At 41.1% G+C, this 25,559-nt stretch carries 24 protein-coding genes; 4 read left to right on the top strand and 20 right to left on the bottom strand.

What is annotated here, in order from left to right; translation table 11 throughout:
* Positions 1 to 10: 10 nt before the first annotated feature.
* Both ubiA and N477_RS10895 read right to left on the bottom strand, forming a co-directional pair.
* A complete protein-coding gene (ubiA, locus tag N477_RS10900) occupies positions 11 to 874 on the bottom strand; it encodes a 4-hydroxybenzoate octaprenyltransferase (RefSeq protein ID WP_063360722.1) in 864 nt (287 codons plus the stop codon).
* Entirely contained in the window at positions 875 to 1,408 is a 534-nt protein-coding gene (locus N477_RS10895; RefSeq protein ID WP_063360723.1) for a chorismate--pyruvate lyase family protein, read from the bottom strand.
* Between the two features lie 155 nt (positions 1,409 to 1,563).
* Here N477_RS10895 and N477_RS10890 point away from each other — a divergent pair, with 155 nt between their 5' ends.
* Positions 1,564 to 1,959 carry a flagellar basal body-associated protein FliL gene (locus N477_RS10890; RefSeq protein ID WP_063360724.1) on the top strand — a complete coding sequence of 132 codons (396 nt, stop codon included), beginning with the start codon at positions 1,564 to 1,566 and terminating at the stop codon, positions 1,957 to 1,959.
* On the opposite strand, the gene glpG is transcribed toward N477_RS10890, so the two are convergent.
* From glpG to N477_RS10860, 6 genes are all read right to left on the bottom strand, one after another.
* Positions 1,937 to 2,761, bottom strand: coding sequence for a rhomboid family intramembrane serine protease GlpG (glpG, locus tag N477_RS10885; RefSeq protein WP_063360725.1), 825 nt, complete (start codon positions 2,759 to 2,761; stop codon positions 1,937 to 1,939). The genes N477_RS10890 and glpG overlap by 23 nt on opposite strands.
* Positions 2,758 to 3,075, bottom strand: a complete 318-nt coding sequence (glpE, locus tag N477_RS10880; protein ID WP_063360726.1) for a thiosulfate sulfurtransferase GlpE — start codon at positions 3,073 to 3,075, stop codon at positions 2,758 to 2,760. The genes glpG and glpE overlap by 4 nt, the downstream gene beginning before the upstream one ends.
* Positions 3,076 to 3,160: 85 nt before the next feature.
* The gene (gene tdh, locus N477_RS10875) at positions 3,161 to 4,189 is read right to left on the bottom strand and encodes an L-threonine 3-dehydrogenase (RefSeq protein ID WP_063360727.1); all 1,029 of its coding nucleotides are present in this window, start codon (positions 4,187 to 4,189) and stop codon (positions 3,161 to 3,163) included.
* A 42-nt stretch (positions 4,190 to 4,231) separates the two neighbouring features.
* The gene (locus N477_RS10870) at positions 4,232 to 5,428 is read right to left on the bottom strand and encodes a glycine C-acetyltransferase (RefSeq protein ID WP_063360728.1); all 1,197 of its coding nucleotides are present in this window, start codon (positions 5,426 to 5,428) and stop codon (positions 4,232 to 4,234) included.
* 309 nt (positions 5,429 to 5,737) lie between these two features.
* Complete coding sequence (gene gmhB / locus N477_RS10865; RefSeq protein WP_063360729.1) at positions 5,738 to 6,286, bottom strand: D-glycero-beta-D-manno-heptose 1,7-bisphosphate 7-phosphatase; 549 nt, start codon at positions 6,284 to 6,286, stop codon at positions 5,738 to 5,740.
* On the bottom strand, positions 6,283 to 7,326 hold the full coding sequence (locus tag N477_RS10860) for a glycosyltransferase family 9 protein (protein ID WP_063360730.1): 1,044 nt from the start codon (positions 7,324 to 7,326) through the stop codon (positions 6,283 to 6,285). The genes gmhB and N477_RS10860 overlap by 4 nt, the downstream gene beginning before the upstream one ends.
* A gap of 128 nt (positions 7,327 to 7,454) precedes the next feature.
* Between N477_RS10860 and N477_RS10855 the strand changes: the two genes are divergently transcribed.
* Positions 7,455 to 8,180 (top strand): 3-deoxy-D-manno-octulosonic acid kinase, encoded by a 726-nt coding sequence (locus N477_RS10855; protein WP_063360731.1) that lies wholly within the window; start codon positions 7,455 to 7,457, stop codon positions 8,178 to 8,180.
* Here the strand turns inward: N477_RS10855 and hldE are convergent.
* From hldE to N477_RS10840, 3 genes are all read right to left on the bottom strand, one after another.
* Positions 8,177 to 9,625, bottom strand: a complete 1,449-nt coding sequence (hldE, locus tag N477_RS10850) for a bifunctional D-glycero-beta-D-manno-heptose-7-phosphate kinase/D-glycero-beta-D-manno-heptose 1-phosphate adenylyltransferase HldE (protein WP_063360732.1) — start codon at positions 9,623 to 9,625, stop codon at positions 8,177 to 8,179. The two genes, N477_RS10855 and hldE, sit on opposite strands and share 4 nt — an antisense overlap.
* A complete protein-coding gene (locus N477_RS10845) occupies positions 9,622 to 10,215 on the bottom strand; it encodes a D-sedoheptulose-7-phosphate isomerase (RefSeq protein WP_063360733.1) in 594 nt (197 codons plus the stop codon). The genes hldE and N477_RS10845 overlap by 4 nt, the downstream gene beginning before the upstream one ends.
* Positions 10,216 to 10,277: 62 nt before the next feature.
* Positions 10,278 to 11,717: a capsule assembly Wzi family protein gene (locus tag N477_RS10840; RefSeq protein ID WP_231098056.1), complete on the bottom strand. Its 1,440-nt coding sequence runs from the start codon at positions 11,715 to 11,717 to the stop codon at positions 10,278 to 10,280.
* A 145-nt stretch (positions 11,718 to 11,862) separates the two neighbouring features.
* Between N477_RS10840 and waaA the strand changes: the two genes are divergently transcribed.
* Complete coding sequence (gene waaA / locus N477_RS10835) at positions 11,863 to 13,125, top strand: lipid IV(A) 3-deoxy-D-manno-octulosonic acid transferase (RefSeq protein WP_063360734.1); 1,263 nt, start codon at positions 11,863 to 11,865, stop codon at positions 13,123 to 13,125.
* Positions 13,126 to 13,671 carry a DUF1415 domain-containing protein gene (locus N477_RS10830; RefSeq protein WP_063360735.1) on the top strand — a complete coding sequence of 182 codons (546 nt, stop codon included), beginning with the start codon at positions 13,126 to 13,128 and terminating at the stop codon, positions 13,669 to 13,671.
* Between the two features lie 51 nt (positions 13,672 to 13,722).
* On the opposite strand, the gene N477_RS10825 is transcribed toward N477_RS10830, so the two are convergent.
* From N477_RS10825 to N477_RS10790, 9 genes are all read right to left on the bottom strand, one after another.
* Positions 13,723 to 14,043: a YdbL family protein gene (locus N477_RS10825; RefSeq protein ID WP_063360736.1), complete on the bottom strand. Its 321-nt coding sequence runs from the start codon at positions 14,041 to 14,043 to the stop codon at positions 13,723 to 13,725.
* An 11-nt stretch (positions 14,044 to 14,054) separates the two neighbouring features.
* Positions 14,055 to 14,234 (bottom strand): YnbE family lipoprotein, encoded by a 180-nt coding sequence (locus N477_RS10820; RefSeq protein WP_023399504.1) that lies wholly within the window; start codon positions 14,232 to 14,234, stop codon positions 14,055 to 14,057.
* A 15-nt stretch (positions 14,235 to 14,249) separates the two neighbouring features.
* Positions 14,250 to 16,805 (bottom strand): YdbH domain-containing protein, encoded by a 2,556-nt coding sequence (locus N477_RS10815; RefSeq protein WP_063360737.1) that lies wholly within the window; start codon positions 16,803 to 16,805, stop codon positions 14,250 to 14,252.
* A 213-nt stretch (positions 16,806 to 17,018) separates the two neighbouring features.
* On the bottom strand, positions 17,019 to 18,353 hold the full coding sequence (locus N477_RS10810; RefSeq protein WP_063360738.1) for a hypothetical protein: 1,335 nt from the start codon (positions 18,351 to 18,353) through the stop codon (positions 17,019 to 17,021).
* Positions 18,354 to 18,786: 433 nt separating this feature from the next.
* Positions 18,787 to 18,939, bottom strand: coding sequence for a phosphoribosylformylglycinamidine synthase subunit PurQ (locus N477_RS25630; protein ID WP_081216356.1), 153 nt, complete (start codon positions 18,937 to 18,939; stop codon positions 18,787 to 18,789).
* A 235-nt stretch (positions 18,940 to 19,174) separates the two neighbouring features.
* A complete protein-coding gene (locus N477_RS10805) occupies positions 19,175 to 20,038 on the bottom strand; it encodes a formylglycine-generating enzyme family protein (protein ID WP_081216357.1) in 864 nt (287 codons plus the stop codon).
* Between the two features lie 3 nt (positions 20,039 to 20,041).
* The gene (locus N477_RS10800; protein ID WP_063360739.1) at positions 20,042 to 22,885 is read right to left on the bottom strand and encodes a formylglycine-generating enzyme family protein; all 2,844 of its coding nucleotides are present in this window, start codon (positions 22,883 to 22,885) and stop codon (positions 20,042 to 20,044) included.
* Positions 22,878 to 23,819, bottom strand: coding sequence for an AAA family ATPase (locus N477_RS10795; RefSeq protein ID WP_063360740.1), 942 nt, complete (start codon positions 23,817 to 23,819; stop codon positions 22,878 to 22,880). The genes N477_RS10800 and N477_RS10795 overlap by 8 nt, the downstream gene beginning before the upstream one ends.
* Positions 23,816 to 25,447 carry a toll/interleukin-1 receptor domain-containing protein gene (locus tag N477_RS10790; RefSeq protein WP_063360741.1) on the bottom strand — a complete coding sequence of 544 codons (1,632 nt, stop codon included), beginning with the start codon at positions 25,445 to 25,447 and terminating at the stop codon, positions 23,816 to 23,818. Before N477_RS10790 ends, N477_RS10795 begins: the two co-directional genes overlap by 4 nt.
* Positions 25,448 to 25,559: the final 112 nt, after the last annotated feature.

Genomic DNA, 25,559 nt, shown 5'->3' with positions numbered 1-25,559 from the left:
GGGCAAAAATCTAACCTAAAAGCACGCCAATAAATATCGTCAAGCCTACATAATTGTTATTTAAAAAAGCTTTGAAGCATGCGTCTCTATTACGCTCAACAATCTCTCGTTGTAAATACACTAACATCATAGTGGCAATAATTAATGTAGCCCAATACCAAGTGCCTAACATGAAATGAACACCCACTATCAACATACACATTAAGAAGCATATATTTAATAATGCAATAATGTGCCTATCCCATTTTCCAAATAAAATTGCGGTCGATTTAACCCCGATCTTAACATCATCGTCCCTATCTACCATTGCATACATAGTGTCATACGCAACAGTCCACAGAACATTAGCAATGAATAATAGCCATGCCACAAGTGGTACCTCACCCGTAGCAGCCATAAATGACATAGGGATACCCCAGCTAAACGCTGCGCCTAAAACAACCTGAGGCAAATGCGTATATCGCTTCATAAACGGATATAAAGCCGCTAGCAAAACTCCGCCGACTGACAGGGCGATTGTTTGCCAGTTTAAAGTCAGCACCAATAAAAATGACAGTAAGACCAACACGAAAAAGAGCGTCAGCGCTTCTTTTTCTGATACAGCCCCTCGGGCTAGCGGACGCATTGCTGTTCTTTTTACTGAGCCATCTACTTTTCTATCTGCATAATCATTAATTACACAACCAGCACTGCGCATCATAAAAGTCCCTGCGCCAAAAACTACAATATGTAAAAAGCTTGGCATGCCTTCAGATGCTAACCATAGGCTCCACATAGTAGGCCACAACAATAAGAATGTACCAATCGGCTTATCAATTCGCATTAATTGTTTATATTCGGCAACATTGGCATATTGCAACGACGCTACTTTCATTTATTTAATCTCATTATTAAAAATTTCGCATACCAAGACTTTAGCAGAGCCTTTGGTAAATATACTGCGTCTGGCAAAGATAGGGCCATGCTGTGCGCCGAGTAGTTTACATAATTGCATATGTGAATGGGTATCATCAACATAGCTTACTTCTAGCGCTCCCCTATGCCAAAGCGACTGTTGAAATAACTTCTCGCCCAGCGGTTTATCACCAAGATTTACCAATCCTTGCTCGTTTGCATTCAACAAAATCCAACTTTGCGCATAAACATGGGGCAAATCATCACAATAGAGTAACACCTGCCGACATACTGCTTGCTCAACCTCACTTTCGAGTGCTTTGGCAATATCTGGCGGTAACATCAGATGCTGTTCATCGAGAACTTTTACTTTAAAGCTGCCACTTTGACTTTTTAACAATGCCGTTAAGGAGCCTTGCTCAATTAAGCGTTCATGTATTTTTGAAGGTGCTTTGACGACAACCTCGTCGCAGCTCCCCCAATTAAAATCTAGAGAAATAGGATGTTTTAACAATGCAATAATTCAATAAAGACTAAACCGCTGCCATGATAGCAAAGCTTAGCAATGCAAAAAAGTTCGTGATTATCTAAATGCTGGCTGTTCATGTTTTAAGTTTAAGTATAAACTAACCATATTGTTGATATTTAGTTACGTATTTTCAGACGATTATGGTTCGTACTCTTTTATTATTTATGGCGTTAACGGTCAGTGTTGCAAGCTTTAAGCTTAAAGCAGAATCAAATGTTGGCTATTACGGTTTTGAGCCAGATATCATTACGAACTATATTGGCCAATCCAATAAAAAGCTCGGATACGTGCGCGTTACTATCGATTTGATGCTGGATGATATTGCCAATATTGCTGTAGTCGAGCACCACACCCCATTGCTAAGAGATGCAATTGTTCAAATACTGAGTAAAGAACCAGAAGAAACAATAAAATCTCTTACTGGTCGAGAAGAGATCAGAAAGCGCTGCGCCGAAAAACTTAAAACACTGCTCAAAGATGAAACTGGACAAGAAATTATCCGAGAAGTCTTATTTACGAAGTACCTTTACCACTAGTTTGATACATCATCGCAGCGAGGCTCATTCCGGTTAGTAGTCCAACTAAATGGGCCCAGTTTGCCATACTGATAAATAGCACATCAGTAAATCCTAAAATCATCCACACCAACATAAAGCCGATCATGGGTTTAGACAAAATAGCCTGCTCATCTTTATTAAGATATGAGTAGATCCAGCAAAATCCCATCTGTGCGTACACAACTCCGCTCAAACCGCCAAAGTTCTCATCCACAAGTAAAAACTGCGCCCAATTGCTCAATAATGCACTGACCGTGAAAAGAGATAGCAAAATTATAAAACCTGCTCTATTGACAATTTGGTTACCCAAAAAAACCCACCAGCTTAAGTTAAACAATAAATGTACCGCACCAAAGTGCATAAAAGCAGGAGTTAGCCAGCTCCAAGGGTGGTTTATATCAAATTTAAGCGCTTCGAATACAGCCGATGGCGTGAAGAAATAAAAACTGATGTAGACAAGTAAAGCGATGATTGTGACAACCTGTACGAGCCAGTTTAGACGCACAAAACGCTGAAATAAGTTTAGCTGTGTGCCTTGATATTTTAATACGCCGTCTGTCTCGCCCACTTGCCAAGAGGCATTGCTATACTTTTCATGATAAGGGTTATCGAGAAACTCTTGCCAAATCGCTTGAGCGGTCAGCAAATCCTGCTCTTGTACCCACACTGACACAGTTCTTCCATCTTCACTGTGTAATTGGCTTTCTACCCCAAGTGTTCTTAGGTAATCAACGGCTCCTTGAACCGCTCTAGGGTCTGAAAAGGAGCCAAGTAATTTCATTTTTCTACATGTTCCGGAAGTGTTTGCTCCCATTGAGTAAAGCCGCCATCCATACTGTAAACATCTTCAAAACCTTGCTCGACTAAATAGTTTGCAGCATTTTGAGAGCTGATCCCATGGTAACAAACAATAATGATCGGCTGCTCAAACTCTTTTTCCTGCATAAAATGAGCTAAGTTTTCATTCGAAAGGTGCTCCGAACCAGGAATGTGCCCCGCGGAAAACGAGTTAGGATCGCGGATATCTGCAACAACCACGTTATCTTGTGCGATTAATGCTTGTGTTTGTTCAATACTAATATGTTTAAAAGCCATATCTCTCTCATTAAAAAAGCGGCCCAATTAATACAATACCTTACAAAAAGGAAAGTACAATTTAAAGCCGCCTGTTGGACTTAAATTACTTTGTCCAGTCTAGGATCACTTTACCTGACTGGCCTGAGATCATTGTATCAAAGCCCTTCTGAAAATCATCCACATTAAATTCATGGGTAATGATGGGCTCTAGATTCAAACCAGACTGAATCAAACTTGCCATCTTGTACCAGGTCTCAAACATTTCACGTCCGTAAATGCCTTTGATAACTAAGCCTTTGAAAATGACTTGGTTCCAATCAACCGCCATATCACTGGGTGGAATACCCAGCATCGCAATTTTACCGCCGTGATTCATGTTGTTCAGCATGCTATTAAATGCAACCGGTACACCAGACATTTCTAGGCCTACATCGAAGCCTTCTGTCATACCCAGTTCTTCCATCACATCTTCAAGACTTTCGCTTGCCACATTGACCGCCTTAGTGGCGCCCATTTTACGTGCAAGATCTAGTCGATATTCATTCACATCAGTGATAACAACATGGCGCGCACCTACATGTTTAGCAACCGCTGCTGCCATAATACCAATTGGACCAGCGCCAGTGATTAATACATCTTCACCCACTAAATCAAATGATAAAGCAGTATGTACGGCATTACCAAATGGGTCAAAAATCGATGCTAACTCATCTGAAATATTATCTGGTATTTTAAATGCGTTATAAGCTGGAATAACTAAGTATTCAGCGAATGAGCCTTCTCGATTAACACCCACACCAATAGTATTACGACATAAGTGTACTCGACCTGCTCGGCAGTTTCGGCAATGCCCGCATGTGATATGACCTTCACCAGAAACACGGTCACCAACAGAAAAGCCTCGTACCTCTTGACCCATATCGATGATTTCACCCACATACTCATGGCCCACGACCATAGGGGTTGGAATGGTATTTTGAGACCACTCATCCCACTTATAAATATGGACATCGGTGCCACAAATTGCCGTTTTACGGATCTTGATCAGTAAGTCGTTGTGCCCCATTTCAGGTTTAGGCACATCGGTCATCCAGATCCCTTCTTCAGCTTTCAACTTGGATAATGCTTTCATAATATTCACTCGTTAGAAAGTAGGTGCGTTAGCACCTAGCAATTAAATCACACCTAAATCTTTACCAATGCGGATAAACGCTGTAATCGCTTTATCCAATTGTTCTTTAGTGTGCGCAGCTGAAATTTGCGTACGAATACGAGCTTGGCCTTTTGGCACCACAGGGAAAGAGAAACCAATCACGTAAATACCTTCAGCTAGCAATCTATCTGACATTTCTGCTGCCACTTTTGCATCGCCAAGCATAACTGGAATAATTGCATGATCTTTACCTGCACATGTAAAGCCAGCCGCTTCCATCTCGTTGCGGAAGTATGCTGCGTTTTCCCATAGCTGGTCACGTAATGCTTTGCCGTCTTTAAGCATATCAAGCACTTTGATAGATGCTGTCACGATAGATGGCGCTAACGAGTTAGAGAACAAATATGGGCGAGAGCGCTGGCGTAACCACTCTACAATCTCTTTTTTACCTGATGTGTAGCCACCTGATGCGCCACCTAATGCTTTACCAAGCGTGCCAGTGATAATGTCAACTCTGTCCATAACGCCACAGTACTCAGCCGTGCCCGCGCCATTTTCACCTACAAAACCAACAGCATGTGAATCATCTACCATAACAAGTGCATCGTACTTATCTGCAAGATCGCACACTGCAGCTAAGTTACAGATAACACCATCCATTGAGAAAACACCATCAGTTGCTATCAGCTTAGTTTTAGCACCCGCTTCAGTCGCTGCAATCAGCTGCTTCTCTAAATCGGCCATGTCATTGTTTGCATAACGGAAGCGTTTAGCTTTACATAGACGCACACCATCGATAATAGATGCATGGTTCAAAGAGTCAGAGATTATTGCGTCCTCTGGGCCAAGGATCGTTTCAAATAAGCCAGCGTTAGCATCAAAGCACGACGAGTATAAAATCGTATCTTCAGTTTTCAAAAACTCACTGATTTTTTCTTCTAAAGTCTTATGGATGTCTTGAGTACCACAAATAAAGCGTACAGATGCAACGCCAAATCCATGATCAGATAAACCGCTTTGCGCTGCTGCGATCAGATCTGGATGGTTAGCCAAGCCTAGGTAGTTGTTTGCACAAAAGTTAATAACGCTCTCACCTGTTGATACAGCGATTTCTGCTTGCTGTTGTGATGTAATAATGCGTTCTTTTTTATATAAGCCTTCAGCTTTCACTTCTTCTATTTGTTGTTGAAGTTGGCTGTAAAATGCCGCTGATCTCATGTAGAGTCTCCATTGGTTGCACGGAGTGTGTACGCCTAATTTTGTTTCTGAGGTTAACACACGACTATAATGCCTCGAATACTGCATGATTTATTTAGCTCAATGCAATGTTGTTTCGATTTTATAGACGTTGAAACTCAGGTTAAATCAATTAAAAGGGTACACACCAAATGAAAAGTCATACTCAAGCCAATTACCCACTTGTTGTATGAATGAGTTAAATTACTTGAGTATATTTTAAAAGGTTCGCAAGCTAAATGCACGGATTGTGATTATCTTGTTTTATATGAGCGTAAAGCTAAATGGGCGTTAACCTAATTTTTGGGGCAGCTGTGCCAAAGAGTCGCAAACAAAATCTGCAAATGATTCATCTTCAGCAGTGAACTCTTGTCCTGAACGCACCAATATTTTGGTTGCCACACCAGCTGCAATAGCAGCTTTCATATCTGAAGCCTTATCTCCAACCATGATACTATTTGTAGGGTCGATATCATGCTCTTCAATCGCTTTTAATAGCATGCCCGGTTTTGGCTTTCGGCAATCGCAATCACGCAAGTACTGTGGTAGTGCTTTTTTGGGGTGATGTGGGCAAAAATAAACACCTGCGATATCAATACCATGCCTATTAAACTTTTCACACATCCACTGCGTTAAGCGCTGGAACTGAGCTTCATCGTAATATCCGCGACCAATACCAGATTGGTTCGTCACCACGACAAGCTTATAACCTAATCCTGTAAAGTATTGACACGCTTCAAACACACCGTCGATGAACTCAAAGTCTTCAATGGCATGTACATAAGCGTGATCATGATTGATCACACCATCTCTATCTAAGAATACTGCTTTAGATTTCATAATTTCTCTTGTTGAACGACTTTATCAAACATCGCTGTTACATCATCAACACTAATTTGTGCCATTAAATCCGCGCCTTTTACGCGAGTGCCCCAAGGCAACTCACTGGCCGGCTTGCCTTTTTGTTTGAGTAAATTTTGGTGATACACCTCAACAACATACTGCTGGTATAAGTATGGCCCTGTTCGCTTTGGATTGGAATGCGCGTATAAGCCAATAACCGGCGTGCCTACCGTCACTGCCATATGGGCAGGACCTGTATCAGGTGCAAGTACTAACTTTGCTTGTTTAAGCACACATAAAAGCGTTTTTAACCCAGTTTGGCCCACAAGATTTAAAATCTGACATTTTGCCTGCTCAATAATGGCTTGACTTAGACTGACTTCTAACTCAGTTGGGCCACCGGTTATTACGACCTGAAAGCCTTGCGCTGTTGCATGCTCTGCAAGCGCTGCATAGCGCTCTGGCAACCAATTTCGCTCTTTTTTACTCGCAGCAGGTGAAATGACAAACACACGTTCAAGACCGTGCAAAAGCGTTTTTGCCTGGTCCTCATCCTCAGCTGTATAAGGCATACTCCAAGTTGGGCTTTGAGGCTGTGCGCCAATTGCCTGAGCGAAATGATGAAAGCCTTCGAGTACATGCGGTTCAATTTGGCCCGTGATATGTTGATTGACGACTAGCGAATGTAACTCTTTTGAGCGCGCACTATCAAAACCAATTTTTACTTTTGCAGGAATACACAGCGCAGCCACGTTAGAACGAAACGCAACCTGCATGTGCAGCAGCACATCAAATTTTGTGCCTTTAAAATGCGTCCTTAAATCCTTAAACGCCGCTTTGCCGCGTTTTTTATCAAATACCACAAGCTCAACACCCGGTAAATCGGCCAATAACATCGCCTCTACTTTACCTATTACCCAAGTTATTTTCGCTTGAGGATGTGCGCGTTGAATTGCTTGGACCGCTGACACTGCATGACATACATCGCCAATAGCTGATAGTCGAAGCACGCAAATAGAAGAAATTGTTTTTGACACTCGCCTTACCCAATCAGTTTAAGAACGCATGATCTTAAATTAATCGTCTCGATTTGCAACACTTGTGCATTTCCCTCTTGAGAAAAAATCGCTAAACTTGCGACATATTTCCACTTTGCTAGCCACTTATGCTAAAAATAGACAATACCGGCAACCACTTCATATTAACGCCACAAAATAGCGAATTAAATATTAACCAAGACTGGTTTTATGTCGAATATTGGCGGCAAAAAAACGCTATCGTAAACAGTAAGCTCGGCCGCGCGCCAGCTTGGTTTATTCAATATCAAAAAGGCAATACTGCCGTATTAAAACATTATTGGAGAGGCGGCTTAATAGGCAAAGTATTGAATGATCAATATCTATTTTTAGGCTTGGAAAAAACCAGAGTATACAAGGAGTTTAAACTTCTTTTAGAGCTGAAGGCGTTAAACCTAGCAGTACCAGATCCCATTGCGGCATATGTTGAACAAGCCTATGGTATTTATCGTGCTGATATACTTACACAAGCTATCCCAAACGCACAAAGTTTGTGTGAAAAGCTACAACAAAGCCACTTATCAGAAAATGAATTAGTGTCTGTCGGTCAAACCATCGCTGATTTCCACCGTCACGGTGTTTATCATGACGATCTCAATATCAATAATATCCTTTTTGATGGACAGGGTAATGTCAATTTAATCGACTTTGATAAAGGAGAGATCAGAGCCACAAATAAAACATGGCAACAGGCTAATATTGATAGGCTGGCGCGTTCTTTTAAAAAAGAAGCCGGCAAATGGCCGACTTTCTTTTTTGATGATTCACACTGGCAAGTGCTGCTTCAGGCTTACGAAAAGCACTTGAACAGTTAACCCTTGCTTAAACGTGCTTTTTTAATGATATTCGAGGTTGAGCAACCGTCTAAAAAGGACAATACCTCAACCTGACCACCTTGTGCTAAAACATGGTCAGCACCTGCGATCTCCTCGACCTTATAATCACCGCCTTTGACAAGCACATCAGGGCTTATCGTCGCAATTAAATTAGCAGGCGTATCACCTTCTACTTCTTTGCCAAAAGGAATCACCCAATCTACAGAAGCCAAAGCTGAAATAACCATCGCACGCTCGCTTAAAGGATTAATTGGCCTATCGACCCCTTTCAAACGCGAAATTGACTCATCATTGTTTAACCCTACAACTAAACGGTCGCCCATAGATTTAGCCTGCGCTAAATAACGCACATGGCCTGCGTGCAAAATATCAAAACAGCCGTTCGTAAACACGATTTTCTCGCCATTTTGCTTAGCAAATGAAATATGTTGCAGCACATCTTCAAAAGGTGCCTGATAATGCTCACCTGTTTCTTTCAAAAACTGGCTCAATTTTGCACTCAACTCTTCCGGTGTCACAGTGGCAGCGCCTAATTTACCAACCACGATACCCGCTGCCAAATTAGCCATTTCAACAGCATCTTTGGCATTCATACCTGCACCTAGCATAGTCGTTAGTGTTGCAATAACTGTGTCACCAGCCCCTGTCACATCACTTACTTCAAGTACTTGTGCTGGGAAATCATGCTTTTCATCCTCAGAGATAAGAGACATCCCATGCTCAGAGCGCGTAAGTAACATCGCATTGATACCCGCTTCTGAGATTAACTGTCGAGCACTTTGGGTAATCGCAGCCTCTGAGCTAACATCACCACCAGCGAGCTTAAATTCATTTAGATTCGGCGTAATAAAGTCGGCACCGCGATAGAGTGATAAATCACTTAATTTAGGGTCAATAAGTACCGTTTTGCCTGCTCGTTTTGCGATAGCAATCATCTCAGAGATGTTCGCAAGCGCACCTTTATTGTAATCAGAAAACAACACATATTCGTATGCATCAATGACTTGCTCAAGCTTTTCGGTAAGTAGTGCGCTGTGCTCCGGTAAGAATTGTTCTTCCATATCCAAGCGAACAACTTGCTGATGACGACTGATCACACGCATTTTTGCAATGGTCGGTAGCTGTTCCACGCTTACCAGCTGAGAATCAATATTTTCATCTGCCAAAATATTATTCAGCTTACGGCCATTGTCATCTTGGCCAATCAGGCCTAGAAGCCCAACCTTGCCATCAAGATGTGCGATATTCTTCGCAACATTGGCTGCACCACCAGCTTTGTCATCTAAGCTACTGACTTTAACGACAGGCACCGGGGCTTCAGGTGAGATCCTACCGGTATCACCATGCCAATATCTATCTAGCATCACATCACCCACAACAAGCACGCGCGCATTATTCAGGTTTTGTAAGGCAGCTAAATTCATTTGCTTTGCTCCGCAATTAAAAAGTCAACCGCTTCGCAAAGCCAATGACCAATAAACATATGCGCTTCTTGAATACGTGCTGTTTCATCATAATTTATAATAATAGGCAATTTAGCAATGTCTTTTACTTCGCCGCCCTGACGACCAGTTAAAGCCACGGTATAAGCACCAATTTCATTTGCTGCAGCCAAAGCCAAATTGATATTCTCGCTAGTACCTGAGGTTGTCAGCCCTATAACCAAATCTTCTGGCTTGCATAGCGCTTGAACTTGCCTTTCAAATACTGTGTTAAAATGATAGTCGTTGCTATGAGCAGTCAGTATCGACGTATCAGTTGTGAGTGCGATTGAAGCCAGTGGCCCGCGCTCTAGTTTATAACGCACCACAAACTCAGCGGCTAAGTGCTGTGCATCTGCCGCACTACCACCATTACCAAACCAGATAACTTTACCACCTGAGGCGAGTGTGTTTTGACACGCTTCTAAAAGTGCTATCGACTCTTGATGATAATTCGCCATATTCGCAAATAGCGCCATATGGCGTTCCAAACTGTCTAAGTAACTATTCGCAATTTGTTCATTGACTGACATAGTGAACCCTAAATTTCCTACAAACCCCATAATTGGGTTAGTTCTTAATTATTACCCGTGTATTACCAGTATACATTGACTGACAGCCAAGTGTAATTTTCTCCGAAGACATCTTTGCCCACTGTTAGGCTCGTTTCTAACTGATAATCATCAATTTTTCTAGAATTAGAAAGCTTGAGTTCATTTTGCTTTTTATATTCATATTTCTCATTATCTTGGTTATCAACAGTTGACCACTTTAAACGCCATAAAGAATCAAAGCTTTCTGCATAAGTAACTTCAACAACTTGGCTTTGCGTCGCTACTCCGTGATTAAATACTCGATGATTGCTTGCAAAGTGCCCTACCACGAAATCATTGATACTATTGCCCTTTACAGGGTAAATATGATGGGTATACCACAGCTCACTAATATCTGAGAACTCGTAACGCAATGAGACATCTTTGGTTAATTCTGGAATGTAAAAGCCATAATTTGTGACAGAATTACCAAACAAGTAATTTTTATGCTCTCTGGTATCTTCACCACCATGCTCGATATACCATTCAACAGGTGTATACCAATTCGTTTTAAACGATGTGGTAACTGTAGCCCATTGGTCTCCAAGCTCAGTATCTGTGCTGCCTGTTAGACCACTATTATCACTGCCTGCGGGGTCAAAAAATGCCTTAACCACATCCTTTCCTGAAACTTCTCTTGGACCGCCTCCGAATTGCATCATTCGGTTGATACCGACTTTCCAGTTTTTCAACGGCTCAAAGCTTAAATGCGTCCCCGCTAGCTTAGGCGTACCGTCATGTCGCTTGTTTTGATAATGAATACCGTTTTCGACATGTTCCAATTCAGAATAAAATAACTCAAAATCAAAATTCCACCAGTTTTCAAGTGGAGAGTTTAACCCCAAAGACACTGATAAAGGAGTTTGTGCATTCGTTGAATAGACTTGAGCCGAGTGCTTGAAAGGCGAAAACCAATGTTCTTTATAGCCTATATTAAGCTGAAGGCTCTCTCCACCCAGTGCATAAAAAGTATTATAAGGCACTAACCTACCGGCTTCTACACGGTACTCAGCACCTAACTGTAATAGTGAGCTGTCACTGCCTCGATAGATACCATCCAGAGAAATTTCTGCGTATTCGCCCGAATAATTCCCTCGATCATTTGCAATTTGTTGCTCTTCCCCAGAATCGATGCGCAATTTCACTCCCCTACGAGTGATTGCATCTGTTTGCAAATATGGTGCAAGTCGAGCTCGGATACTCGCTTGCAAAGCAGGGTCAATGTCGCCAAGTCTTACAATATGTTGGTTAATTTCTGAAATTCTATAAGGCTTACTCATTGGCGTTACAGCCGTTAGAGTGAACATCTTTTCAATTTGATACTCGAGAATATTATCTTTACCAATAGGAAGATAAGCAGTCGGCGCAGCTAAAGCCGATTGAGCGACAAAAGTCAGGGGTAAAGAAACAGCAAACAACAACTTTTTATAAATTGACAACATTTTATTTCTTTCAAAAACAATCAGGGGCGAGCATACTAGCAAATTAAGCGCAGTTGGGCACGTCCCGATATGTGTAAAATTGTTATAGTCATTTTCATTCACCTTTAATCACGTTAAACTGCGCTTTTATTTATGCTCTGATACCATGACCCGATTTATTTACTCACTCACCTTATTGCTACTTGCGCCGCTTATTGCATTTTATTTGTATCACGTCAGAGGTAAAAAAAATCAGGGTTATAGAACACACTTTTCACAAAGGTTTGGCGCGGTAAGCTCACATTTGCCACAAGAAGCTATTATTATTCACTGCGCCTCCGTTGGTGAAATATTAGCTGCAGCGCCATTAATCAAAAAAATACAATGTCAGCACGCAGCGCACCCCATAATTATTACTACAAACACACCAACTGGTAGAAATGAAATTAATAAACAGTTTAATGACTCAGTCCACAGCTGTTATCTTCCAATTGATTTTGGATTTGCAACACGCCGATTTATAAAGCGTTTAAAGCCTAAACTACTTGTCGTATTAGAAACTGAGCTTTGGCCGAATCTATTTCATTATGCAAACCAAGGTCACTGTCCGGTTGCAATTATCAATGCGCGGTTGTCTGATAAATCCTTACGCGGTTACCAAAAGTTTTCTTCACTCAGTAAAAGTATCATGGACAATATCACTGTGCTTGCTAGTCACAACGATGAAGATGCTAAAAGGTTCATAAAACTGGGGCTCAAACAGAATAAGGTCATTACGACTGGGTCTATTAAGTTTGACGTCACTCTCAGTAATAGTGAAATGGAACAGTTGGCAGTATTGAGGGCTCAACTAGGAAATAGACCTATTTGGGTTGCAGGCTCAACACACCCAGGTGAACATGAGCAAATCATTGACGTACACAAGCAGTTACTGAAAGAAACTCCTGAAGCGCTGCTTATCATTGCACCTCGTCACCCTGAGCAATTTAATCCAGTTGCGACTTTGCTGACAGATTCAGGCCTCAACTTTAGCCGTCGAAGTGGGGCATACAATACAAACAACCCAGTTTTGTTGGCGGACACCCTTGGCGAGTTAAAGTTTCTTTATGGCTGCGCTGACATTGCATTTGTCGGTGGCAGCTTAATTGAGCGAGGTGGTCATAATCCACTAGAGGCCGCAGCAAGCTCCATAGGCGTTTTAAGCGGACCGAGCACCTATAACTTCTCCCACATCTACCCACAATTAATTGCGGCAAACGGTGCTCAGATTTGCTCAGGTAAAAACGAATTATTTCAGCAGTTAAGTCTATATTTACAAGATAGTACTGCCGCGAAAAAGCTAGGGCAAAACGCACATACTTGTCTTGCAAGTAATCAAGGCGCCATTAATCGTACCCTAGATGTTATCGATTCACTATTGGAGCAGTAAATGAGTGAACATATTAGCAACGCGATGAAAAACTGGGTCAGTAATGTCATCGTTAAATATAACTTTTGTCCATTTGCCAGAAAAGAAGTGGAACAAAATGCCATACATTACTGCATAAGCGAGGCAATGAGTCATGACGATGCGGTCATGGATATGTTGGAGCAATGTTTTGAGTTGAATCAAAACCAAGATAGAGAAACTACCCTACTTGTTTTCTCCAATGGTTTCAGCGATTTTAACGCCTTTTTAGATTTAGTCGACTTAGCCAATGCGATGCTTTGCGCGCAAGGGTTTGAAGGTACTTATCAAATTGCAAACTTTCATCCTGATTATGTCTTTGCCGACAGCGATGAAGACGACCCCGCAAACTATACTAACCGCGCGCCTTATCCTACATTGCATTTGATCAGAGAGGATAGCATGGCTGAAGCACTTGAAATGTATGATGATCCTGAGTCTATTCCCGACAACAACATTCGCCTTGCTAGGCGCAAAGGTGAGGCATTTTGGCAGCAGTTGTTGGCAAGCTGTATTCACCATAAATAAAGCTTCAAACCAAATAACTGCGCTATACAGCGCAGTTATTACAAAGTGGCTTTATTTTTTCACCCACTTGCCATTTACTTGAATGAAGTGTCCTGAAGAGGTCTTCTTATAGGTTTTTTCTGCTGCAAGCTTTTCCACTTGTGACAAACTAATACCATTTTTCTTTGCCAGCTGCTGATACTTTGCTTTGCGTTTTTTATTGATATCAGCGACCAGTTTCTTCACATCACCTGCTCCCTTAATAACGCCTAAATAGCCCGCTGAGTTTTCGCCAACCATGCCTTGTGATTTAGCTTCATTAATCGTTAAAGCCATCACCGAAAAGCTCATACATGCCGCTGCGATGGTAGTCAGTATAATTTTTGCTTTCATGTTCTCACTCCTTAGAATAATTCACTGTCGTCACTAAACAAGTCGTCTAGTTCTTTGTCTACTTTAACACGGATTTCGTGGTCAACTTTTACATTTAAATTGATGGTAATTGGCTCTTTTGTCTCTACCTGAACTTTATGAGTACAGGCTGAAGTAACCAAGACCAGCATCAAAGTTAGCATCCATTTCATGCTTTCTTGCTCCTATTAGTTTAATGCTTTTTCAACTTCTTTGGTGATTTCATCGCTCAATCGCAATGCCCTAAATAACTGAAAAATATTCTCTTTGTGTGTGTAATTAAAATTAATTGGCTGTCCCTGCTGCTCGTTGACACCCGTAATTTGTACAGCCAAGTCAAGCCACCCATCCGAAGACATATTCACGTCGCTGGTTAGCTTCTCTATGTTTAATCGCTCTAGCATGCCAAAAGCCGTTTCCAAACTTGGCTGCTGGGCCTTAAGCGCTTCCACGGACTGGTTATTCTCAATACTCAATAAGCCAACATCTATGTTATTTAGCTTACCGCCATGAATTTCTAGTGCGCCATCAACAACAGTTACAGGCAGTTGCCCATAAACACGCCCACTGAGTTCGACACCTGCGTTTTTAGCTGCATGGGCTATTACAGCCAACTCCCAGTCTTGTGCTTCAACCAGAAAACTCTGATCTTCCTCGGATAAACTGATCTGCTGAGCACTTAGCTGACCATCAAATATATAAGCACTGATATTGCTCAACATGGGCTTTGAATCATAAGATGAGAGACTCGCTTGAAAGTTCTCAAGCACTGCCCCAGAGCGGATCTCTCGAATGCCTATCGGTGACTCTTCAATGACCAACTGTTGGGCCTTGATCATGCCAGTGACTGGCATATTCAAACCACTTAAATAATGGGAATCGTATAAGATCCCCCCTTCTTCTAACGTCATATCAAAATGGTAGCTCTGTTCTGAAACATCCCCACTGATATTGGCCGAAATTGTCCCTTCACTTAGCTGTATCTTTGGATCAAATTGTTGAATGATTGGCTGTAGTGTTAAAAAGCTTTGTTCAGGTACCGAAACATCAACTTCGTTCAGCTGTGGCCCGACTTTATGCTTTATCAATACTTCAAGCTCTTCCAAGTGTAAGACATGGTCTAAATTAAGTTGCTCATTAAAGTTCCCTGAAGAGGTCACAACCGCATTTCGAAAAGAGAGTTGAGGAGTGGCAACTAACCCAAGATGGGTTTCACCATCAAAGTGAATACTCGTTTCTACATTCGCTAATTCACCTTTAAACGTCATGCTCTGTGAAACATCTTTCCCTCTTAGTTCGCCCCTTTTAAATGAGCCAACGTCCATATTAAGTTGACCTTTGAAGTGTTTTAACTCATCAGTATTAAGCTTACTCTCCAACCAAATATGCTTTCCCAGCGCCTCTTCAAACCTGTATCGTTCCACGCTCACTTGAGTATCAAACACATCCACTTCAAATGCTTGAAGCGGATCCGCTGCCAATATACTCAAGTCAGCACTTAAAAGCGTTCTTAAATTCAGCTCTGTATTGTTCAGCAACACTTGTGTATTTTTTAGCTCACCCATTGATGTTTGAGTTGCTAGCTCAAGATTGATATTTTGGTCAAGCATACCGACCAAAGTAAACTCCCCTTGACTAACTATATCTTCGACTGTTATCCCATTAGCGAAATTCAACGCCGAGCTATTTAATAACCAATCTCCACTTGTTGATAAATGATTGCCTTCGGCAGATAACTTAGCCTGAAGTTCTAACCAACCAAACTGAGGGGTCTGATGACTCAGCTTGATGTCTAATAATGCTTTTTTTTGAGGTACCGCAAGTCGAAAATTATTTAATGCTATCGCATTCAAACCATTTTGATCTTTGGCACTGAGCGAAGGTATTTCCACTTTCGCCAACGTCGCTGTAAATGGTTCAGGTATAAATAGTTGCCAATCAGTACTCACTACCTCTGCGGGTAAAGACTGCTGGAAATCTGTGAGCTTTCGGCAAGACTTGCCATTTATTTTCACCTGCAGCTTGGATAAATCGACGTTAGCTAAGAGTGAGTTTAAATTTAGCTGACTCACCAAACCACCCTTTATATCCGCCATCATATGGCAATCTGCCAGACTGGCATCCAAAATACTCGCTTGTAAATTAGCCCTAGAATCAATTTCAACACCGTCAAATGTAAAAGATAATAGCCCGGATAACGCCTTTATTTGTGTTGGTAAGTAAGGCTTAAATCCTTGGCTAGATAAATCCGTTTCAACACTAATTTGATCCGGCAACAAGGCAACGAGTGCAGATACATCACCATCAATGCGAAATCTATTGAGTTCTGTTTCATTGATAGAAAAAGAGAGCGGCTGCTGCAATTGCGGCGACTTAAAATTCACATCTTTTATCGTCAACAATGGTCGATTTTCAACCAGCGGTAGCAACAACTTTTGCAATGGCTTTGATTGTTGCGCAGACGGTTCAGTAATATGCTCAATCTGCAAATGCTCTACCACAAGAGCATCTGGTGTCACCGTTACCTCTTTTGCCGTGATATTTGCTTGTGTATGTGACAAGCACGCTTTACTGATGTCGACTTTAGTAAACCCTGCAATTGACCACTCTAAACATGTTAGCTCACCCTGCTCTTGCGCTAAGTAGTGATCCGCCACCACAAGACTCAAAGGCATCCGAAATATATACAAAGAGATCAGCAATAAGCAAAAGCTTATCCCTGCATAAACTAAAAAGCGCCGCATGCGTTCCTAAACTAACTTTTCATCAAAACAATGAGTTTAAGCCATCACGCTCACAATGTAATGTAGAAGAGCGTAAGAAGTTGTAAAATTAACAAAAATACCTGATAGGTTATCGCTGCAAGTATGTAACAGCCTGCTTGTTAGCCATAATCAATGCCATCATATTTTTTTGAGAAACAAACAAAAAGGTCACCAAAGTGACCTTTTGTGGCATTAGTCAAGTTCAACTAATGCTCTAACATAAATATAGTCCCCAAATTCGGCCCTATGGCGAGATTCCCCCCTTGCAATAAAGTCTAACAACTTGGCATATGTTTCGCTGTCTTTTGCATTGCCTTTATATCCATATATATAAGCTCCAAGCTCTTCTAACTTTGTCTCTTCTACTGGCAGTGTAAATACATCACCAAAGGATAGTTGTGGAATAGTGCCCTTAATACCACCATTTATCTTCCAATCGTAACGAGTCTCAGTAGTATCACTGACCAAATAGCTATATCTAAATTCGACGCGAGCCAAGTCCTCATTTATTGCACTAAAGTCATAAGTCACATTTTCTCTGCCTGAGACGCTCATTACCTCATCATTCAAACTATCAGATAACAAGGGGATTTCATTTACGCCAAACTCATGTTCAGTATTCGCTCTGCTTCTGGCCGATTTCCACACCTTGAACCTAGCGGTATCAAAGTTGGTTTGATTGAACTCTACCTGGTGGTAGTAATTGTGCTCAACTGCATCAGGGAAAATATACAGCGGCATCGTTTCATCTGTTGCTTGCCTTTGATTAAATACCAAAGAAGATGCGTCTGATGCAGCACCAAAAGCACCGATTATTTGCGCATTGGCACTAATTTGTTTATCCACGATTACGCCATTATGAGTGAAATCTGCATCAGAGATTACGATTGTTTGAGGGCTTGTTGGTAACGAGAAAACCGCGGCTTTTGCATCATTATGCTCACGTGATATCGCTGCTAAATATAATGTGTCACTGCCATCACAAACGGCTAAGTTACCATTGGATGGTAAAGTACTATTCGAAAGTAGAAAATACCCATTTTTTGTAAAGGTTAGCGCCGAATCATCGACGCGATACATCTCACAGCTACATTCTGTAGATGTTTTAAAATAGTAAGTTCCTAAGTTTTCTCTATGCTCAATATCTAATTCTGTCCGGATGTATTTATATTCACCGTCAGCACTATCACTCACTTCACCAATCACAGAAAGGTGCTTTGTACCTACCGGCAACTCTCCTGAAAAATCGCCATTCGAATCCGTCTTTGCAGATCCTAGAGATGCCCCATTTTCATCGTGAAATACAATATCAACTTGCTTAGGCTGATAATTTGAGCACTGTTGAGATTCTGCCCTTAAAGTAAGTTTTTGTGCTTCAACTTTGTTAACCGGTGTTTCAACGGTTGGATTATTTTGTTGATCTTGCCCACTTACTTGATTGTTGTTGTCTCCCCCAGAGGACCCCCCACAAGCTGCCAGCGCAAATGTGATTGAAGCAGCTAGCGTTGTATATAAAAGCTTTTTCATTACTTCTTCCTTTATTGTTATAAATCCGAATGTTTCTAAAGTGTTGCCAATTTACACTGAATCAAACTCACCATACACATAGATTGGCAACTTATGATTATTTTTATGCACAGCGATATATACCCCAGCGCTCTGTTCTCTAGTATGTGTGATTAGTGCAAGCTTTCGCTACGTACCAGTTATAACGATATTAATCTAAAAAAGGGGCTACTACTTACAATAAAAACCCCAGCCTCATAACAGAATGGCTGAGCATTTAACTAAGTTATGAACGTTCAACTTTTGTTTATAATCACCCGTAACAGCCAGCTTTATAAGCAATAAAAAAGGCCACCTAAGTGACCTTTCTCTTTACCCAAATCTTAGCCGATATTTTTATTGCGATACGGAACATGCATACACAAGGGTTGTCATCGTTCCACTCCTCTGAATGTTAACCGTTCGGGTCGTTTGGGTATTGTATAGTCGGCTGACCAAAGTTATCAACGTGCTCAATTGCAGCTATACCAAACTCAAGTGTCGCTTTCATTACTGCACCATGAGCAAGCTCAGCATGACCTTCACCGTGAGATACCCAAACTGGCATAGCTTGAGAAAATACTGGTTGGCGATCGGAACATAAAAAGCGCGGCAGCAGTCAACAAAAGCTTATCAGTGCGTGCAACAAAGATGGCGAATTTATTCCTAACTATTGTGGAATCTAAAGCGGTAGTTTAAGCCTACATCCACGTAATTTAGAACAAAATCAAAGTTATAAAATAGCATATAAAGCAAATCAGAAAAGTTAGTAAAGCCCTACCGAGCTTATCGAACTTTCAAATCTATTCCGTAATAGCTAACCGTAAACCAAAAAAACTATACCTACTTTTCGGATTGAATTGAATGCGCGTTGCAGCACGAAAATTAAAAGTACTTGTTTTCCAAGAGCCTCCTCTTAAAGCTGCTTGCCAATTATTTCTTTCGTTGTTTTGGAGTAAACCATTAAGCCCGTTCAGAACGTGATATTTACTTAAATCATCTTTCCATATATTTTGACACCACTCCCAAACATTGCCATGCACCTGATATAACCCCCACTCATTCGGAGCATAACTGGCCACATCGACAGGTCCTCTATGCATATTGTAATAATTTGCATGTTGTGTCGAGACCTCATTTCCCCACCAATACACAGTTCGAGTACCAGCCCTACATGCATATTCACGCTGAGCTTCATCAGGCAAAGTCACTTTAAGTTCAGGGATAATTCGATTCAGCCGCTGACAAAAGCGCTGACTATCAAACCAGTTTACATTCTCAACAGGAAGGTTTCTAGCATGCTTTGAGTAGCTAAACACACTCGGGTTCTCTCCCATCACTGCTGTCCATAAACCCTGAGTAACGGCTGTGTCTGCAATCCAAAAACCATTTTTTATATCTCTAACATGGCTGTATTCATTGTCCTGCCGTCCTAACTCTTCTTTTAATGACCCCATTAAAAAAATGCCTGGCGTGATATAACGCATTGTTTGCGAGACGCCCTTTACAGAAAACCGCTGCCATAGTCCATATTTATCAAAGCCATGTTCATTAGCCCATGGAGCTGGAAATAATTTTGGGGGCATCAGCTGCCAACGCTTCGTGTTGTCAAACTCAGACAGCGCTAGCCGCTCACTGTGGATGTCTAAATGTGAGCCATCAACCATAAACTATTTTTTCCTTTTACGTCTTTGGCTTGGTGTCCTCCAAGGCCTATGTTTTTGATTTGAATGTTGTTGAATCGACGATTTTTTTAATTCAGAGCCCAAAACCCCAGACTCTATAAAATCAAAGATCGCAACCCTAAACCCTGTATCTCCATATTTACTATCACGATTAATAAAGTTGCGATTAGCAGATCTAATGCTGCGAGCTTCGCTATCCCAAGCCCCACCACGAAGTGCGAATTGACTATCACTGGACAAATTACTTGACCCAAATGCATTAAATAATGATGTATTTTCCCACGGGGTAAGATCAGCTACCCATAAATTTTGACACCACTCCCATACATTTCCATGCATTTGATACAGGCCCCACGGATTGGGCGGATAGTGGGTAGCATCAACCGTCCGGCCCTTTTTTGCTCCAAAATTTGCGTATCGTGCGAACGGTTTATTTCCCCACCAATGCGCAGATTGAGTACCTGCTCGACAAGCATACTCCCAGTGGATTTCATCTGGTAATGACACATTCAATCCAGGAACTTTCGAGTTTAAAGCCTCGCAAAACAAATGACAGTCTTGCCAATTTACCTTTTCAACAGGCCTGCGTGGTGCGTCTTGATCGCTGGTAAAATGACTAGGGTTGTTATCCATTATTTCCTGCCATAGGGCCTGGGTAACAACCGTTTCCCCCAACCAAAACCCCTTATTCACCCTACGCACAGTTTGCTGCTCAGAGCTGAACCTACCATATTCACCTTCTGGCGAGCCCATTAAAAAACTCCCAGGTGGAATATATCGCATTACAAGGTTAATAGTTTCAGGGTCTATCTGAATTGGAATTATTAACTTCAGCCCATACTTATCAAGTATCAATTTAGAGCATTTTATAATCGTAGGCGCATCATCCTTGATCATAACCTCCGCATTCAAATAATGTTCCGACTCTTTAACCAAGTCAGACAGACTGTTTGACCATGTTACTGTTATAAAGTCAGTTTCTGCAGTGACCCCATCTTCGTCAATGCATAGAGAGTCCGCCCAATAGAATCGTTCATTATTTTCTTTACTTAAGCAAAAAGACTGCTTTGTATTTTTGATAGTGATAGGCCATTTTGCGATTTCTACACTGTGGCCAGGGAACATAGGTATTGGAGATTCGTCTTGGATATAAATTCTGCATGAATCAGTATCATATATAGAGATTACAATCCCAGATACCGACTCCTTTTTTTCCGTTACCAATTTCAATTTACCATTTTTATAAATGAGAAAGCCTGGTTTGAACGGTTTCGCTAAGCTATCAGAATATTTTAACGCGTCGTACAACTCCTCATCCATACCTTTAACGGCCCGAACCCCAGGGCAATGTTTACTGATATAGTTATTAGCTAATGATATTTGTCGCTTTATTGCAGTCGACAAGCACGACTCTAACTCAGCCAATGTAATGGCTAATTGATACCCACTGGCACAAATTTCCTCAACACTAAACTGATCATGAGACAATACGCCAGCCCGAGTCACCGCATTAAAATAATTATCTGACACCTGCACTAATGCACTATTTTCCGCTCGCCACTGAGGACTATACATGGCCATTAATTGGTAGTGTAACATTTTAAACTGAGGTATATTTTCAGGCAGGTGCTGCGAGATAATTGCAGATGCTCGCTGCTGCGTCGAACAATTTAGCTCTGAGAAGTACTCTAAATCATGTCCAGATACACGCTTAATATCCATCACCCGTGATGCTGGCATTGAACGAATCTGACTCCAAGACATCACACTCTGCTCTATCGCAATACTGCCGCCAGTCAACTTTGTTCGTAATGCTCTTATCATCGCTGGAGTTATACGCTGAGGAGTCGTAGCAAGTATTGCCTTGAGTATTTTCAGAGCCTGATCGTCCGATGTGTTTAAGTCTCGCGGATCTCCCCAATAAACCCATCCTTTAGAAGGTCTTGTCCCTATTTTTACAATATGGCTAGCTTGTCGCTCCACCTGCTTAAGCCAGACCTGCCAGAACTCTGAAGTAAAGTTTTTAGGATCAGCCAAAATGATTACATTACCTTCAGTTATAGGTGGCATACTAGATTGAACTTGTAACAGGTGCTCACCCCATTTAGGCGGGGAAAAGCACTTCAACCAATAACTATGAGCAACTATATTTACACCTAGTTTTCGCTTCAACCCTGTCATAAAATCTTTAATATCATCGACTAAGCAGGGTGACTCACCACCACTATCTATATACAGTGTAATTGAGGTCAATTGCTTTTTTGACTGCTTAAATATTAACTTTTCTAGCGGTCTATATTCACTGACTTGCTTTATATTAGCCTTGATATCTAATTGCTGTGAAAGGTGTTCAAACGTTAAAGCACGTTCAATTTCTCTCCAAATATTAAACGCTGGATCAATTGCAGTTGATTTACTCATTGTTCGAGGCACATTTTTTTCTAGAATTAACTGCGGATAATCAGCCACCATCTCTTCAGCTGGTGTATTAATACTTTCAATTTTGTGGTGTTCGCTAACGATTACAATAGGAAAAGTAAAATTGGCATCCACCCTATCTGCCTTTACGCTATCTAATATCTGTTTTCTGGTAGTTGACGCCTCACTGTGATTACCTCTATTAGTTTCCTCCTTGGTCTGCATGTAACCTTGACGAGTTTGTTCAACATCAAGTATATCGTCAGGGTTTAACCGCAGGTTCAGTAGAGCTTGACGCAATAAAGGGTGCGTTCGCCCCATTTTTTCTACTAGATTTAGTCCAGTAATATATGAAGGCGTATCATAGTCAATACGTTTATTTTTAGGCGGTGAATCACTGCTCTCAGACATGTGGACGCTGTCGCTGTTTTTGTAAGAAGAAGCTTTCAATAATCTTGAGTTGCTCTGGCTGCTCGTGATGATTATACCTATCTAGTACCCTTAAAATGTCGAGTAACTCAGATGTGCCAGGGAGATATTCATTTTTCTCGCCACATAGCCCTCTTAACTTGATCAATTGTTCAGCCAGCCGTTGCACAATTCCCTGAGCAAATTTCTTTTCATAGTCAACATAGTGCACACCGACAATATTGAGCAGCTGATTTACTCCCTCTTCACCTTGCTCCAAGGAAAGATCGAGAATCGCACAGCGACGAAGAAAAGCATCTGGAAGAGCCTTTTCGTCATTAGAGGTGATCACTACAAGCAACGGGTTGTCACTTTTTTGCTCAAGCGTTTGACCCACAGGTGTAACAGAAATAGTTTTGTTGTTCAGTACTTCTAATAGGGCATTCGGTAAACTGGCATCTGCCTTATCTATTTCATCAATGAGTAACATACTCCCATCTCGCTCCTCTGTCGTATCTGCACACTCTTTGCTATCACACTCTTGTAAATGTGTGTCAGGGGCGATTGCTTGCCACACCACGCCTGGCTCAATAAAGTGACGAATATTTATATCATCATGATTACCATGCCCATGACTAAAGCGCTTTATATGATCAACTTTATACAGTAAGTCTTCTATTTCAGTATTTGCATGGATAGACGCATAGTTAAAGTGCAGGTTGAGCCAGCTGGCAATAGCAGGAGCCATTTGGCTCTTGCCAAGACCGGGATCTCCCCTTACGAGTAGCGGACGATTAGCAAAGTAAGCAGCTTGAATTGCCGCAACCTGCTTGGTGTCAAAAAAGTGAGTGACACCACTCCAGCCCTTAATATCATCGCGTATTGGCTGCCCAAAGCTCTTAATTTGCGCCAAAATTTTTCTGTCCAATTTACTCATTGACTGTACGCCCATAATAAGTCTTCTATCTCTTTCAATAGGTTAAAACATGCTGCATCATCATTTACAAAGTCACGAGTCACCACTTTCTCTCCTTGTTCAAACATTTCAGTCAACAGCTGTAATGGCAATGTCCCATAGTGCTTTTCATCACAGCCATCATAAATGAATGACAAAAATTCGGAGAACAGCGTATACGCTTTCCCCTCATTACCCGGAGAGTAAAACTCTTGACTACGCGCTAATAAAATAAACGTATTGTATTGAAATTGATTATTTATCGTTCGCCTTAACGCTTTTTGTATCGCGCCAATAACCCTCGCCCTTGGTATATTTTTAATTTCATGAAGACTTTTTGAGGAGCTCTTTAAAACTGATGCAAAAAAATTATCTAGTAGTTCATTTAAACCAAAACCTTGCTCGTTCAACCCTACCGTTGGCATTTCAAGCATATTGTCAAATGAGAAATTCGGAGAGGCCAAGCTATCAGGTGCATAATCCAACTTTTTAAATTCGACAATATCTCGGTTCATCGCTGACACGCCCACTTTAAGATATAAAAAAAGCTCATCATCATGAAAAGAAAAACGTATCACTTCGTTTTTAAGCCCCCCTTGCTGACGCTCAGCAACCCATTCAGGATGGAGAGTAGCCTGAGCTAACAAAGACATAAAAACTTGCAACTCAGAAAATTGACTTTGACATCGAGGCAGCATACTTAAAGCCGCTTTTAAATGCTCACAAAGTAAAGCTAATGCTTCAAAATTGAAGCTTTTAATATGCTCGAAAAATTGATAGGGACTAAACTCTCTGTGCTCCTTTAACCATTGGGCCAATCTAGCATGCTCTGACCAATGATCCACTTGCTCCTTTATATTTGCGAAATAATCTGACAAGAGCCGCTCATTATCCATGTTTTGAGCATAGACTTTCACCCTTTGAAACAAGGCATCAATATTGAGGCCACTTTGAGAGATATAGGAGTCATTTTCGTTGAGCTTAAATTCATCCAATGACAATCTTAACTGCTGATTAAGTTCGACCAACTTTTTTTCAAAAAAGTTAATGGCAAATGTCAGCGCTAGCTCCTTATCATCACGTGGGTCTGGGCAGTCAATAAGTTTGAAATCTACACAGTCTTTACTTACATCTGCTGACTGACGCTCTAGGTAAATATGAGCCAAAGCTTGTCCTAAAGTATAAGAGTTATTCTCTAAAAACTTGTATTCTCTGGCTTCAAATGCGTGTAATAAATCAGTAAAACCGCTAAGAATAATAAATGGTGCATTTGAATGGCGGTGAATTAAAATACAAGCAAGCTCTTGCATGCAATAAGGACTATCTAAATAATCAGGGCTCAATACGATGATTTTTCGAAAGCTAGCACCAATCGCTTGAATTAAATCTTCGATACGTTGTGTAGGTTTTAGAAATGGTATGTAAGTTGGCGCAGTGTCTTCCTCTTGAGAGCATGGTTTACTATACCCCTCGCTGTCTTCCTCACGAAGATAAGTAAGTAGTTTTATATTCGTATCAGGACTTTGATCAAAAATCTTTGTTAGCTCATACACCCAGTCTTTTTGAGAACCCGCATAGCTTACCCAAATATAACGTATGTAATTATTCATAATCCGTCTTCACTCAATAATAAGTTATAAAGGCAAATCCCATTTATTTAGGTTCTTATTCACAAGACCCTTATATATTAGTTATTTTCAGAAAACTCTAAAAAAATTAAAA

Origin of the sequence: Pseudoalteromonas luteoviolacea H33-S (genome assembly GCF_001625695.1) — a bacterium.
In the GTDB taxonomy this organism is placed as follows: domain Bacteria; phylum Pseudomonadota; class Gammaproteobacteria; order Enterobacterales; family Alteromonadaceae; genus Pseudoalteromonas; species Pseudoalteromonas luteoviolacea_B.
Note: the sequence above shows the minus strand (reverse complement) of the source record. Positions and strands in the feature narration are given on the sequence as shown.